The 13,989-nt window shown below is 34.7% G+C and carries 13 protein-coding genes; 3 read left to right on the forward strand and 10 right to left on the reverse strand.

The window, feature by feature from the left end; genetic code table 11:
* Positions 1-79: 79 nt before the first annotated feature.
* The 10 genes from F947_RS01050 to tviB are packed head-to-tail and all read right to left on the reverse strand — an operon-like array spanning position 80 to position 9,756.
* Complete coding sequence (locus F947_RS01050) at positions 80-511, reverse strand: MaoC family dehydratase (RefSeq protein WP_004970301.1); 432 nt, start codon at positions 509-511, stop codon at positions 80-82.
* Positions 504-1,163 carry a NeuD/PglB/VioB family sugar acetyltransferase gene (locus tag F947_RS01055; protein WP_004970303.1) on the reverse strand — a complete coding sequence of 220 codons (660 nt, stop codon included), beginning with the start codon at positions 1,161-1,163 and terminating at the stop codon, positions 504-506. The genes F947_RS01050 and F947_RS01055 overlap by 8 nt, the downstream gene beginning before the upstream one ends.
* Positions 1,160-1,768, reverse strand: a complete 609-nt coding sequence (locus tag F947_RS01060) for a sugar transferase (protein WP_004970305.1) — start codon at positions 1,766-1,768, stop codon at positions 1,160-1,162. Before F947_RS01060 ends, F947_RS01055 begins: the two co-directional genes overlap by 4 nt.
* A complete protein-coding gene (locus tag F947_RS01065) occupies positions 1,769-2,911 on the reverse strand; it encodes a glycosyltransferase family 4 protein (RefSeq protein WP_004970307.1) in 1,143 nt (380 codons plus the stop codon). It abuts the gene before it with no gap.
* The gene (locus tag F947_RS01070; RefSeq protein ID WP_004970310.1) at positions 2,898-3,965 is read right to left on the reverse strand and encodes a glycosyltransferase; all 1,068 of its coding nucleotides are present in this window, start codon (positions 3,963-3,965) and stop codon (positions 2,898-2,900) included. Before F947_RS01070 ends, F947_RS01065 begins: the two co-directional genes overlap by 14 nt.
* Positions 3,962-4,942, reverse strand: coding sequence for a hypothetical protein (locus F947_RS01075; protein WP_004970312.1), 981 nt, complete (start codon positions 4,940-4,942; stop codon positions 3,962-3,964). The genes F947_RS01070 and F947_RS01075 overlap by 4 nt, the downstream gene beginning before the upstream one ends.
* Positions 4,935-6,029: a glycosyltransferase gene (locus F947_RS01080; RefSeq protein WP_004970313.1), complete on the reverse strand. Its 1,095-nt coding sequence runs from the start codon at positions 6,027-6,029 to the stop codon at positions 4,935-4,937. Before F947_RS01080 ends, F947_RS01075 begins: the two co-directional genes overlap by 8 nt.
* Positions 6,029-7,198 carry a nucleotide sugar dehydrogenase gene (locus F947_RS01085; protein ID WP_004970315.1) on the reverse strand — a complete coding sequence of 390 codons (1,170 nt, stop codon included), beginning with the start codon at positions 7,196-7,198 and terminating at the stop codon, positions 6,029-6,031. The genes F947_RS01080 and F947_RS01085 overlap by 1 nt, the downstream gene beginning before the upstream one ends.
* A 10-nt stretch (positions 7,199-7,208) precedes the next feature.
* Positions 7,209-8,477: an oligosaccharide flippase family protein gene (locus tag F947_RS01090; protein ID WP_026438414.1), complete on the reverse strand. Its 1,269-nt coding sequence runs from the start codon at positions 8,475-8,477 to the stop codon at positions 7,209-7,211.
* 1 nt (position 8,478) lies between these two features.
* Complete coding sequence (tviB, locus tag F947_RS01095) at positions 8,479-9,756, reverse strand: Vi polysaccharide biosynthesis UDP-N-acetylglucosamine C-6 dehydrogenase TviB (protein ID WP_004970318.1); 1,278 nt, start codon at positions 9,754-9,756, stop codon at positions 8,479-8,481.
* Between the two features lie 317 nt (positions 9,757-10,073).
* Between tviB and F947_RS01100 the strand changes: the two genes are divergently transcribed.
* The 3 genes from F947_RS01100 to F947_RS01110 are packed head-to-tail and all read left to right on the forward strand — an operon-like array spanning position 10,074 to position 13,850.
* The gene (locus tag F947_RS01100) at positions 10,074-11,177 is read left to right on the forward strand and encodes a polysaccharide biosynthesis/export family protein (RefSeq protein ID WP_026438413.1); all 1,104 of its coding nucleotides are present in this window, start codon (positions 10,074-10,076) and stop codon (positions 11,175-11,177) included.
* A complete protein-coding gene (locus F947_RS01105; protein WP_004970321.1) occupies positions 11,177-11,605 on the forward strand; it encodes a low molecular weight protein-tyrosine-phosphatase in 429 nt (142 codons plus the stop codon). Before F947_RS01100 ends, F947_RS01105 begins: the two co-directional genes overlap by 1 nt.
* A gap of 52 nt (positions 11,606-11,657) precedes the next feature.
* A complete protein-coding gene (locus tag F947_RS01110; RefSeq protein WP_004970324.1) occupies positions 11,658-13,850 on the forward strand; it encodes a polysaccharide biosynthesis tyrosine autokinase in 2,193 nt (730 codons plus the stop codon).
* Positions 13,851-13,989: the final 139 nt, after the last annotated feature.

Consider the following 13,989-nt stretch of genomic DNA (forward strand, 5'->3'; position numbering starts at 1 on the left):
ATTTTTCTTAACCTATCCACTTACTCATATTAAAAAGTCAGTTTTATTAACATGTCTTTAAAAGAAGTAGATTTTTAAGTCAATCAGGAATATAAATTTCTGCTTCACCATCAATCACCATTTTATTATTCACGGTACAATAGGTTTTAAACTGAACACGCTTACGTGGAAGATCTACAGCAATCACTTCTACCGTTGCGACAACAGTATCATTTATATATACAGGTCTTAAAAATTTTAAAGATTGTGCAGTATACACACAGCCAGGACCTGGCAGTTTCGTACCAAATAATTGAGAAAAAAAACCTGCTGACATTAGGCCATGTGCAATTCGTCTTTTAAATCTACTATTTTCAGCATACTTTTCATCAACATGTACAGGATTATGATCACCCGATAATCCTGCAAAAGTTTTTATATCGCTATCGGTAATTGTTTGCGAGTATGAAACTTTCATACCAATCAGAATATCTTCTATAGGAATCGCACCAAAATGAATTTCGTTAGCCATTGATATTTCCCCCCAACGGTTTTGCTGGGTTACCAATTACAGTTACACCTGCAGGAACGCTTTTAGTGACCACAGCTCCCATGCCTACTACAGCACCCCGACCAATAACAATTGGGCGTTCTGGTGTACCTTGCTTGATAATTGCGCCTGTTCCAATATATGCATGATCTTCAATATGCACATTTCCATTACACTTTACACTAGGCGCAAAAGTAACATAGTCACCAATTACACAATCATGCGCTACATAGCTATAAATATTGGCATGAAAACCTTTACCAATTTTTGCATTTGAAGTCACACAAGTGAATGCACAAAATAAACTACCTTCGGCGATTTCTGCTTCTTCTGCAATTAAGGCATTATGGGCATGTATATGCAGTTGCGGTATCTGATCAGTCGCTAATTGTGCTGTCAGTTTTTCACGAACCTGACTATTTGCAATGGCAATCACCACAGCTTTTTCTGGAATTGTGTTAGCTAAGAAGTCTGCATAACTTAATACAGGATAACCACTTAATGTATTACCCGCCTGACCGTCATCAATAAATACAAATTGTTGTTTTTCTAATGCGGCGTATTGCTGTCTAACTAAAGGCATGACTTCTTTACCAAAACCACTTGCACCGTATACACCAATATAAGAAATCATGAGTTTGAATCCTTTTCTGAACCTGTGAATTTAGACATAGTCGCTTCGCCTGCTTCGTTAATATCATCTTTGGCGAGCACTTTTTTAACCGTTTTCAGCATAATTTTTAAATCTAACCAAACCGACTGATTTTCTACATACCACGTATCGAGTTTAAATTTTTCTTCCCAACTAATGGCATTACGTCCATTTACCTGTGCATGCCCTGTCATGCCTGGGCGGACTAAATGGCGTTTGGCTTGTTCTTGGTTATATAGCGGTAAGTATTCCATGAGTAATGGGCGTGGTCCGACGATGCTCATATCGCCCTTAATGACGTTCCATAATTCTGGCATTTCATCCAAACTACTAGAACGCAGCATTTTGCCAAATGAAGTTAATCGCTCACTGTCGGGTAAGGGGTTGCCTTGTGCATCTACCGCGTCTTTCATGCTGCGAAATTTGATCATTTCAAAAGGTTTGCCGTGTAAACCCGGGCGCACCTGACGAAATAAAACTGGTGAGCCCAGATTTTTTTTCACTTTATGTGCCACATAAAAATACAACGGTGACAGTAAAATCAGAGCAATAGAAGCAATAATAATATCGAGGAGGCGTTTTAGCATTTATAGACCTAAAATATTCACTAAACGTTGATTTACTTTTTCTGCATCAAACTTTTCAACGGCAATTTTATAGCTTTCAGCACCCATCAATCTAACTTGTTCAGGGTGTTCAATGAAATAAATCATTTTTCTCGCCAGAGCTTCAGGATCCCATTTGGGCACTAAAAATCCATTTAAACCATCTACAACCGTTTCCCTACAACCTGGTACATCAGTTGTAATAACAGCACGCCCAATAGCCATTGCTTCTTGCGTACTTCTTGGCACACCTTCACGATACGATGGCAATACAAATACATGACTGTCAGCGATCCAGTCTTTAATATTACTCACATGACCAGGGTATTGAATAATATTAGAAGAAATTAAAGCATTTAGTTCTGTTTGTTGTAAAGCGCCTAAATTATGATGGTCTATTGCACCAAGCACTGTAAACTCTGTATCAGGATATATTTTCTTTACCAGTTTTGCCGCCTGAACAAATTCATGTATCCCTTTTTCTTTCAATAAACGACCAATAAATAAAAATTTAAGGGGCAAATGAATATTATTCAATGGTTGATATGGATAGTCTTGTAAATTTAAGCCAATCCCACCTAAAACCTCTACATTTTTGACATTTATAGCATATTGTTGAAGTAAATCTTTAGGGTCATCAGGGTTTAAAAAAATAAGCTGATCAAGTTGTGGTAATGCAATTTTATATAAAAAAACCTGTATCTTTTTTATAAGCTGAGTTTTTTTACTTAAGCCTTCTGGCTGCTCTGTAAATGTATAGCCTAAACCTTCAAGCATACCAATAATTCGTGGAGCTTTAGCTAATTTAGCTGCTAGGGTTCCAAAAATGACAGGTTTAGAAAAATAAGAAAATACTAAATCAGGATTAATTGCTTTAATTTTTTTTGAGAGTTGATAGGTTGCAAAAATATCTGCTAATGGATTTAATCCACCTCGATTTAAAGTATAAGTAATGGGAATTGCGCCAAGTTGTTCGATTTTTTTTAGATCTTCTGCCGTATATTCAGACGTAAATGCATAGACTTGATGTCCTTTCTTTAACAGCGTACGAATTAAATCTGCACGAAAGCCATAAAAGCTAGATGCAACTGTGCCAATTAAGATAATTTTTTTATTTAGCTTCATATAAAGCCAACCATTTATTTACACTTGCTTCTAAAGAAAATAAAGCCTCAACTCTTTTCCTAGCCAATTTACCATTTTTTCTTATTTGATCTTCTGTTAGCTTCATTGCCTGTTCTAATCCTTTTGCCAATGCTTCTGAATTTTCAATAGGCACTAACACGCCTGTTTCTCCCAAAATTTCCGCACTACCGCCACAGTCAGTCGCTACAACAAAAGTTTCACATGCCATTGCTTCTATTAAAACTGTAGGAAGACCTTCTTGCCGAGATGAAAGTACAAAAAAATCTGCTTGATTCAAAAGATCTGCAATATCAGATCTCTTTCCTAACAATATAATATTATTATTTATTCCAAAATCTTTTATAGTTTTTTCTAAGTAAGGACGAAGATCACCATCACCAGCGATATAAAACTTAACTTTTTCAATAAGACTATTATCTTTTAAGATTTTTATCGCTCTAAATAAATTAGGATAATCCTTTTGTTCATTAAACCGACCTACCGATAAAACCATTATTTCATCATTTTTTTTTACTGTTTTAAATGATTTAAATTTACTTAAATCGATTCCATTATACACGGTGGTTAAATTATTTTTATTAAATGCACCTTTATTAACTAAAGACTCTGTCGCTTCTTGACTAACATTACTATTAAAATCAGATAAAAAATTTGTTAATCGATAGGCAATCATTCTGAGTCTTCCGCCCTCATTAGAACTATGAGCCGTACAAATTAACTTTGGTATCGCACAGCCAATACGATTTATACGCGAAAAAATATTAGCATGAACCATGTGTGCATGTACAACATCTGGCTGAAAATCTTGGATCAGTTTTTTATATTTCTTCGATGCTAAATATAACCCATAGAAATTATTCAAATCTAAAGGTATTATATCCACATTAATATTTCTAGGGCATACTACTACTTTACCTGTTAAATAGGCAATTTTGACTTGATGGCCTAAAGTAGACATTTGATCCGCCAAATCACAAACAACTTTTTCGGCACCGCCTAAACCTAGACCAGTAATGACATATAAAATTTTCAATTTAAACTTCCATCTTTAGAGTATCTCTCTGTTTTTGATATAGATATCGCCAACAAACTAAGAATAAAATAAGCACCAAAGAAGCTCGGCTCAAAGAGCCCATGAACTAATAATGCAATTAACATAGCAAACTTTTCACGACTTATTCTATTATTATATGCTTTCCAAAAAATAATTAATAATATTAAAATACCACCAAAACCAAATCTAAGAATTAAATTTAAATAAAGATTATCTAAGTTACCATAATTATCTTTCAATAATATCATTTGCTCTTTCGACAAGGATAAAGGTAAATAGTTAGTATAGTAATCCCAATAATTTAAATATCTTTCAAATCTACCATTTTCCCCATCTTCTTTAATCCTATTCATAAACCCTGAAGATAGAAGAGATAGATAACCAATAATAGAAAACAAAATTAAAGATAAAATACTCTTAAATCTTATATTCGTAGACATTAATAAAAAAATTAGTACAACCAATAAAGCTGATCTTGATTGACATATAACTAAAAATATCAATGGAATGATTGAAAAAAACCTACCTCCATATTTAAAAAAATAGATGAATGCAATACCTGATATTAAGCCTAAAAAGTTTGGATTTAATTCATAACCATTATTCATTATTTTCCAATATCTACCACTATTAATATTAACGGATTCCAAGGAAAAAGAATATATTAAAAAAATAATAGTAAGATACGCGAAAGGCTTCAAAAAAGATTTTAGTTCGGTATAATTCTGGCTTATAATTAAAATCATTAAAACATAAACAATAAACTGAATAGCAGATTCAAAATCCACAATAAATAAGTTTACAGAAAATAAAAAACAAATAAAAAAAATTAAAATATCAATTTTTGAAATTTTATATATAAAGAAAGAAGAAATAAGAAAAGGATATATAGACTGTACTAGAATTGATATATAAAACCCTAATGCATGTATCCAATACCTAAAATTTTTAAGCATTTTTCAACTCATCTATCACTAATTTCATTTGTTCATCCCATGTAAATTTATAAGCAATATTAGTCATATATTCTGAAGAAATTGATAAGTTACCATACCATGCTAATAAATCATCAATTTCCACATAACTTTCATCAGCTGTAACTTTAAAAACAAATCCTTCATTATCAAAATCTCGATCATTTTCTGAATAAACAATCGGAAGACCTTTAGCTATATATTCTCTATTTTTTAAAGAACTAAGATTTTTTATACCTGAACGATGTCGCCCTAAGGACCCAATTGCAATATGACATTTTTTATAAATTGCTTTTAATTGCTCATGATCCAAAAAACCATGAAAAATTACTTTATCCTCTAATCCTTTGATTTTTACTATATTATATAAATCATTATAATATGAATTTTTAGGACCAACTATATGAAAAATAATGTTATGATTCTTTTTAATTCCATTTAAAAATCTATCTATACCATGCCAATGACACATAGATGATACTGATATACACTCGTATACGTGTTTAGATTTAAATGAGTTTTTGTCGTGTATTATATCTTTTTTATCAATGCCATTAGATATATTGATACATTTAATTCCAAATATAAATTCGTCTTCACTATAGGTAACTACCTTTGAAATATATTTTTTATATTCTTTTCTAAAAATCTTATCAACTATCAACCCTAACTTAGACTTAATACTTTTAACTTCACCATCGTATGGATAAGTAGGTATCTCCATAAAAATTTTTACACCATTCTTCTTCAATTTATTAAAAAATCTTATAGATAAAGGAGTAGCTCTAAACCTACGGATATAAATTTTATTAATATTATTTCTCATAATAAAATCAAAAATAAAACCAAATATATATTTATTCGTAAAAATATTTTTGTTTATTTTTTTTGAACTTATTACTGTATTATTTTTCATAATTATATAGTCATTATTCACCCCATATCCGGAAAAAAAAACTTCAAAATGCTTTTCATTTAAAACAAAGCATTGGGATTTTATTTTTTTTATTACCCCAGTATTTTTTCCATTAATTGGCTCTTCAAGAGTAATATATAACAACTTATCCATTAGTTATCCCCAAATAAATCACGTGTATAAACTTTATTCAAATCCTGCTTTAAATCTTCACTCATCCTGTTAGCTAAAATCACATCTGAACTTGATAGAAATTTATTCAAATTATTTTGGAGAGAATAATTTTCAAATTTCTCATGCTGCAAAGTAGGTTCATAGATTTGAATTTGAATATTATATTCTTCTAATTCACGGATAATATCTTGAATAGCTGAATCTCTAAAGTTATCAGAACCCGCCTTCATCGTTAAACGATAAATACCCACGATATTTGGACGTTTTGTAAGAATCTCTTTTACAATAAATTGCTTACGGGTTTTATTTGAATGAATAATTGCCTGAATCAAATTTTGTGGAACATCTTTATAATTTGCCAGTAACTGCTTGGTATCTTTAGGTAAACAATATCCACCATAACCAAACGACGGGTTATTATAATGCTGTCCAATACGAGGGTCTAAACTTACACCTTGGATGATATCTAAAGTGCTTAGACCTTGCTTTGCACAGTAAGTATCTAATTCATTAAAATATGCAACTCGCATTGCTAGATATGTATTTGCAAATAACTTAACAGCTTCAGCTTCTGTTGCATTCATACAGAGTGCTGGAGCATCTCGATTAATAGTAGCATTCAAATAGAGCTGAGCAATTGCCTCACCTCGCTCCGACTTCTCACCCACAATAATTCGTGATGGATACAAATTATCATAAAGTGCTTTTCCTTCACGTAAAAACTCTGGCGCAAAAACGATCTGTTCAGTTTTAAATTTTGCTTTAATTTGCTCTGTATACCCTACAGGTATCGTAGATTTAATAATAATGGTAGCAGTTGAGTTAATTGGTAAAATTTGTGAAATGACACTTTCAATTGATGACGTATCAAAGTAGTTGGTATCAGAATCATAATTCGTAGGGGTTGCTATAATGATGTAGTCTGCTTTTTCGTAAGCATCTTTCGCATTTACAGTTGCTACTAAATTAAGCTGATTTTCTACCAAGGCTTTTTCAATATATTCATCAGAAATAGGCGATTTACGGTTATTAATTGACTCTACACGATCGACATTAATATCTAAGCTTGTTACTCTATGCTGACGGGCAAATAGTACGGCATTTGATAAACCCACATAGCCTGTACCTACAACAGTAATACTTAACACTTGACAATTCCTAAGACTGAGATTTTAATGATTTTTTAAAAATAGGGAAAAAATGTATCTTAAACAAAAGGCCATTTTTATAGAAGTAATTAAAAAATGTTAGCGAAAGCAACTCAATAATCAATACACTATATGCTGCACCAATTAGCCCAAAATTATAAATCATTACGTATGATATAGGTAACGCAGTTATGGCAACACACATCATTTTTTTTGAGATATAGCTGTAGCTCTCTTCCTTGACCAAAAAACGTGCTGAAATAGTACCTAAACCACTACATAAAGTTGCCAGCCCCAATATCAATATCAATTCATAGGCATCTCTATAATCACTTCCATAAAGAAAATTTAATATCCACTCACCTAAGATAGCTAATATAGATATAATCATTAAAGATACAACCACTACCACAGCATTTAATTTTGCAATCATGACATAGGATACATAATTGTTTTTTTGTTGATATATTTTACTTAAAACTGAAGTAATGATAGATGTATTAATAAAAGCCCAAGACATACCCAAAGTTACCGCAACAGCATAGATACCTAATTCACGAGTGGATGTAAGCGCAACTAACACAAGACTTGTTACTTGCGTATACAATGTAACAGCCAAGGTAGACAATACCAAAGCACTTCCCGCACCTAAATAATACTTTCTATAAGGCTTTAAACTAATAGGCTTTAGGTACTGAGCTTTATTAAAAATATACTTTTTGATTAGATAAGGAATTAATGCCGTAAGAACGATAGGAATTCCTAAAAAAGCATAATCCAATTCTAAAAAAACAACTAGATATTGAACAATTAAAGCCACACCTAAACCTATTACATTTACAATTGCATTAATATATGATCGTAATACTGCATTATTGTAAATCGTATATATATCCTGAGTAACAAAATAGGCTGCAAGAGCAGTTGCCATACCAAAAATTAACGTTAAAAAATCAGAATAGTAATATAAGCCCAATAAAATAGGCATTGTACATATTAAAAATAAAATCTTTCTTAAATTTTGAGTTCCAAAAAGATATCTTAGCCCTGAATTAGGATTTCGACTTACTCGCTTAAATAAAATTTCTTGATTCCCAAACCAAGTTAATGTTTGCACAAAACCAAATAATGTTGCTGTAAATGCGATTTTACCAAAGTTGGTTGGTCCTAAATATTTAGCAACATAAGATGTAACAAAGATAAGACCAAAAATACTTACGCATTTTTCTAACATCATCCATAAGGAATTAGATAGAATCTTTTTAGAAAAAATATTCATATTACAATCTTAGATCACTCTCTTGAGCATCCAAAATATATTTCAAATCATAAAGTACATAGTTTTCTTTTGATAATGCTTTAAAGTCCACTAGCGACATATTCTTAAACTCATCATGTGCAACAGCCAAAATCACTGCATCATAATGATTATTTTGTAGCTGAGTAATAGGGGTCAAACCATACTCATGCTTTGCTTCTTCTATATCAACCCAAGGATCATAGATGTCTAAATCTAAATCATATTCTTTTAAAGCCTGAACCATATCAATAATTTTGGTATTACGAATATCAGGACAGTTTTCTTTAAAAGTTAAGCCCATCACTAAAATTTTTGAACCCACCACTTGTATACGCTGCTTCACCATCTCTTTAATCAATTGCGTTGCAACATATTCACCCATACGGTCATTTAAACGACGTGCTGCTAAAATAATTTCTGGATGCAAGCCTAAAGACTGTGCTTTATGGGTTAAATAATATGGATCTACCCCAATACAGTGCCCACCGACTAAACCAGGGCGGAAAGGTAAAAAATTCCACTTGGTTCCCGCAGCCTGTAAAACCGCTTCAGTATCTATACCCAACTTATTAAAAATAACAGCCAATTCATTAATTAAAGCAATATTCACATCACGCTGGGTATTTTCAATGACCTTAGCTGCTTCAGCCACTTTTATACTCGGTGCTTTATGTGTACCTGCAGTCACAATCAGTTGATAGACTGCATCGACAAAGTCTGCAACTTCTGGGGTAGAACCCGATGTTACTTTTAAAATATTGGTCACACGGTGCAGCTTATCGCCTGGGTTAATCCGTTCTGGACTATAGCCTGCAAAAAAATCCTGATTAAATTTTAAGCCTGAGACTTGTTCCAAAACTGGAATACAAGCTTCTTCTGTAGCACCTGGGTATACCGTAGACTCATACACCACTACATCGCCTTTTTTGAGTACTTTTCCAATACTAGTAGACGCTTTAATAAGTGGGGTTAAATCAGGTTTTTTAAATTCATCAATTGGGGTTGGAACAGTCACAATAAAAAAATTGCAGCTTCGTAAGTCATCTAAATTGGCTGAGTAACTTAAATGTGTCGCTTGTTTAAGTTCTTCTGGCGACACTTCTAAAGTATGATCTTGTCCACTTTGTAATTCTTGTATGCGTTTTTGATGAATATCAAAACCCACAACAGGCAGCTGCTTGCCAAATTCAACCGCCAAGGGTAAACCGACATAGCCTAAACCAATAACGGCAATTTTTAGCTCAGAGAGTTGTAGCATTTTAGCGCCTTTAATTTATATCTGTATTTTATAAAGAGAGAATCTTTCGGCAGGAATACTAGCAGAAATTTATGAAATTTCTATTGAGATTTATGCTCAAATGACGTGAAAAAGATTGCAATGTATAATTTTTTTGAATATTCATTTTTTTATTCAGAAGCAGTTCATAATTTCGGAACTTTATCCTTTTATGCTTTAAGAGCGTCTACTTGATTATGCAAATTGATTACAAATTGCTATGTACCTCTTTCACAAGTTCGGTAAAATGACAGCAATTTATCCAAAACTATTTTAAAAAATTAATAATGGGATCTCGCGTGCGACACTTTCAACTGGCTATTTTATTGGCATGTGGTATTGCCACTACGGGGTGCGCTGTCACCTCTGGTTTACAAACTTACGACTTACCTCGCGAAGGGGTTTACACCACCGACTTGGGTACAGCAGTCAATGTGATTAAACTCACCCAAGACTCAATGCTTGCGGTGCAGCCTGCAGTTCACAATATTCAACAAGACTATGCACATTTATTTCATACACCACAGCGTCAATACACCTTAAGTTCAGGCGATATTCTTTCTATTTATTTATGGGCATATCCTGAAATTACACCACCAACCAATACCATTAGTAGTGAAAAAGCGGTTGAGTCCAATGGTTATCAAATTGACTCACAGGGTTATATTCAGTTTCCGATTATCGGGCGTTATAAAGCTGCAGGTAAATCTTTAGCGCAAGTGAATCGTGAGTTGCGCGGTCAATTGGCGCGTTATTTAAAAACCCCAGATGTGATTGTACGAGTCTTGTCTTACCAAGGGCAGCGATACTCGGTACAAGGTAATGTCATGAAAGGCGGGCAATTCTATCTAAATGATCAACCTGTGAGTGTCTATACCGCACTGGGTATGGCAGGCGGGGTCAATGCCGAACAAGGTGACAATGCTTCAATGACTTTAGTGCGTCAGGGGCGTAGCTATCAACTCAATACCGTAGAGTTGGAAAAAGCAGGCTTGTCATTGCACAACTTACTCATCCAGCCGAATGACACCTTGTATGTCAATAACCGTGAAAACCAAAAAATTTATGTGATGGGTGAGTCGGGTAAAAATCAATCGCTCCCTATGCGCGATCAAGGCATGAGCTTAAGCGATGTATTGGGTGAAAGCTTGGGCTTAAACCCACTATCTGCCAGCCGCAGTAAAATTTATGTGGTCCGTAGCCAGCCGAATGCAGCACATACCGAAGTCTATCATATGGATTTAACTAGCATTGCCGATTTTGGTCTGGCCAATCAGTTTAAAATGCGCAGCAATGATATTGTCTATGTCGATGCTTCAGGCTTGGCCCGCTGGCAACGTGTAGTTAACCAAATTATTCCATTCTCAAATGCTTTATATAACCTAGATCGTTTGGGGAACTAATGAAAATTAATCACATTTTGGTGGTGTGTATTGGCAATATTTGTCGTAGCCCCATGGCAGAATACTTTTTAAAACAGCAGTATCCACACTTACAAATTGAATCTGCAGGTATTTCAGGCTTGGTGGGTCATGCAGCACATGACAAAGCCCGTTTATGTATGCAACGTCACGGTATTGACATGAGTCCACACGTAGCCAAAAAACTCAATGTAGACTTAATTAAAAAAGCCGACCTGATTTTGGTGATGAGTCAAAATCAACAAAAGCATGTGGAACAAACTTGGCCCTTTGCCAAAGGCAAAACCTTTAGATTGGGGCACTGGCAAAGTAAAAATGTGGCCGACCCCTATCAGCACGATCAGGCCGTATTTGATGAAACCTGTGCGTTAATTCAAGCCTGCATTGCTGACTGGAAAAAATATATCTAATTTCTTGATATTCTAGCTTTTTTTAAAATTCTACTTTTTTGATATTTAAACTATGAGCCAAAAAGCCAACACCGAAGATACCATTGATTTAAAGGAATTATTTTTTTCCTTAATTGCGCAATGGAAAATGATTACCCTTTGCGTTCTACTCAGTATTGTCTGCGCTTTACTGTATTTAAGAACCACACCAGACACCTATGCAGTAGATGCTTTGGTACAGGTCGAAGACAGCAAAGGGGCCTCTGCAGCGTTATTGGGTGATCTATCCAATATGATTGAGCAGAAATCACCTGCACAAGCTGAAATTGAAATTTTAAAATCACGTTTGGTGTTGGGCAGCGTGATTGACCATCTAAATTTAAATATTCGCGTTTCGGGTACAGAAGACAGTTTCTGGAATCGTTTAATTGCCAAGCATGAATATGACAGTGAATATTCATCTCAGTCAGTGCTATTTAAAGACAATCAAAAAAGTTTTGATATTCGCCAGTTCGATATCCCGCAATATTTTCAAGATAAAAACTTAATTTTAAAATTTGCACAAGGCAAATACAGCCTAACCGATGCAGCAACCGAACAGGTGGTTTTTTCTGCACCTTTAAACCAAGCCAGTCAATTACAGTCTGAATTTGGGCTGTGGAAAGTCGCAATTTTTAGTCAAGACAGCTTTAACACTGCCTATAACCTCCAAAAGCAAAGCCTGCCTGCTGCCATGAAAAGCTTAACTGCCAACTATTCAGTAGCAGAAAAAGGCAAGTTAACAGGCGTGTTGGGGCTGAATTACCAAGGGTCAGACAAACAACACATTACCCAAGTACTGAATGCCATTTTAGCAGCGTATAGCCAACAAAATATTGAGCGTCGTAGTGCAGAAACAGCACAGACCTTAAAGTTTTTGGAAGACCAACTCCCAGAACTGAAACAACAATTAGATGTGGCAGAACGTGAATTTAACCGTTTCCGCCAACAATTTAATACAGTCGATGTGACCAAAGAATCTGAGTTATATTTAACCCAAAGTATTACTTTGGAAACCCAAAAAGCGCAGTTAGAGCAACAAGTGGCTGAAGCTGCGGCCAAGTACACCAACGAACACCCTGTCATGCAGCAAATGAATGCACAACTGGGGGCAATTAACAAACGCATTGCTGAGTTAGACGGCACGCTCAAACGCTTGCCAGAATTACAACGCCAATATTTACAACTGTTCCGTGAAGTAGAAGTCAAACAACAACTGTATACAGGCTTGCTTAACTCTTACCAACAACTGCGGATTGCTAAAGCAGGTGAAATTGGCAATGTGCGTATTGTCGATACTGCGGTAGAGCCGATTGAGCCAATTAAACCAAAGAAATTACAAATTCTGATTTTGTCCGTTTTCTTGGGTGGTTTTCTGGGCACATTATTGGCCTTACTGCGTAACATGTTGCGCTCAGGTATTAAAGACTCAAATCAAATTGAAAATGAACTGGATTTACCTGTTTATGCCACTGTGCCACATTCACCTGTGCAAGAAAGCCTTATTAAAATTCTGAAAAAGAAAAAGAATATTCCTATTCTTGCGGTTAAAAATAGTAATGATATTGCCATTGAAAGCCTGCGCAGCATGCGTACTGCCATTCACTTTGCCTTAAGCAGTGCCAAAAACAATATCATTATGATTTCTGGCCCTGCACCAGAATTGGGTAAATCGTTTATTTCAACTAACTTAGCGACTATTTTGGCGCAAAGTGATAAGCGCGTATTATTGATTGATGCCGATTTACGTCGTGGTTATATGCACAAATACTTTAATTACGACCCAAAGCCTGGCTTAACCGAATACCTGAATGGTCAGCAAGAGTTAGGCAGCATTGTACGCAGTACTGAAGTTGAAAATTTAAGCATCATAAGCCGCGGCAAAAGCCCTGCCAATCCTTCAGAGTTGTTGAGTATGCAAAAATTTGCAGACATGCTCACGCACTTGTCGAGCCAGTTTGACCATATTCTGATTGATACCCCGCCAGTTCTTTCCGTCACCGATGGGATTATTATTTCACAATATGCAGGTGTGAATTTAGTGGTGGCACGTTATGCCAAGACGCAAATGAAAGAGCTTGAACTGACTGTCAACCGCTTTGAACAAACTGGCGTGAAAGTCAACGGCTTTATTTTAAATGATATTCAACGTGAAGCGGGCGGTTATGGCTATGGCTATGGCTATAACTATGCTTATGCCTATAAAGCCAATAAGGATGATGATTAATCTGAAGTGATCGGTGGGCTGAAATCAGCCCACCACCGCAATAATCACCTATTGTAAATAATTTTCTTTTGAAATTTACAACAATATTCAACAACTCACATTGCAAAAATCCACTCAAAAACCTATCTTGGTTACAGTT

This window comes from Acinetobacter towneri DSM 14962 = CIP 107472 (genome assembly GCF_000368785.1).
GTDB classification, from domain to species: Bacteria; Pseudomonadota; Gammaproteobacteria; order Pseudomonadales; family Moraxellaceae; genus Acinetobacter; species Acinetobacter towneri.

What these genes read in the sequence shown, in the direction of transcription:
- F947_RS01065 (WP_004970307.1), bottom strand. Translation starts at nt 2,911, where the DNA reads ATGAAGCTAAATAAAAAAATTATCTTAATTGGCACAGTTGCATCTAGC.
- F947_RS01060 (WP_004970305.1), bottom strand. Translation starts at nt 1,768, where the DNA reads ATGCTAAAACGCCTCCTCGATATTATTATTGCTTCTATTGCTCTGATT.
- F947_RS01055 (WP_004970303.1), bottom strand. Translation starts at nt 1,163, where the DNA reads ATGATTTCTTATATTGGTGTATACGGTGCAAGTGGTTTTGGTAAAGAA.
- F947_RS01050 (WP_004970301.1), bottom strand. Translation starts at nt 511, where the DNA reads ATGGCTAACGAAATTCATTTTGGTGCGATTCCTATAGAAGATATTCTG.
- tviB (WP_004970318.1), bottom strand. Translation starts at nt 9,756, where the DNA reads ATGCTACAACTCTCTGAGCTAAAAATTGCCGTTATTGGTTTAGGCTAT.
- F947_RS01105 (WP_004970321.1), top strand. Translation starts at nt 11,177, where the DNA reads ATGAAAATTAATCACATTTTGGTGGTGTGTATTGGCAATATTTGTCGT.
- F947_RS01075 (WP_004970312.1), bottom strand. Translation starts at nt 4,942, where the DNA reads ATGCTTAAAAATTTTAGGTATTGGATACATGCATTAGGGTTTTATATA.
- F947_RS01080 (WP_004970313.1), bottom strand. Translation starts at nt 6,029, where the DNA reads ATGGATAAGTTGTTATATATTACTCTTGAAGAGCCAATTAATGGAAAA.
- F947_RS01110 (WP_004970324.1), top strand. Translation starts at nt 11,658, where the DNA reads ATGAGCCAAAAAGCCAACACCGAAGATACCATTGATTTAAAGGAATTA.
- F947_RS01090 (WP_026438414.1), bottom strand. Translation starts at nt 8,477, where the DNA reads ATGAATATTTTTTCTAAAAAGATTCTATCTAATTCCTTATGGATGATG.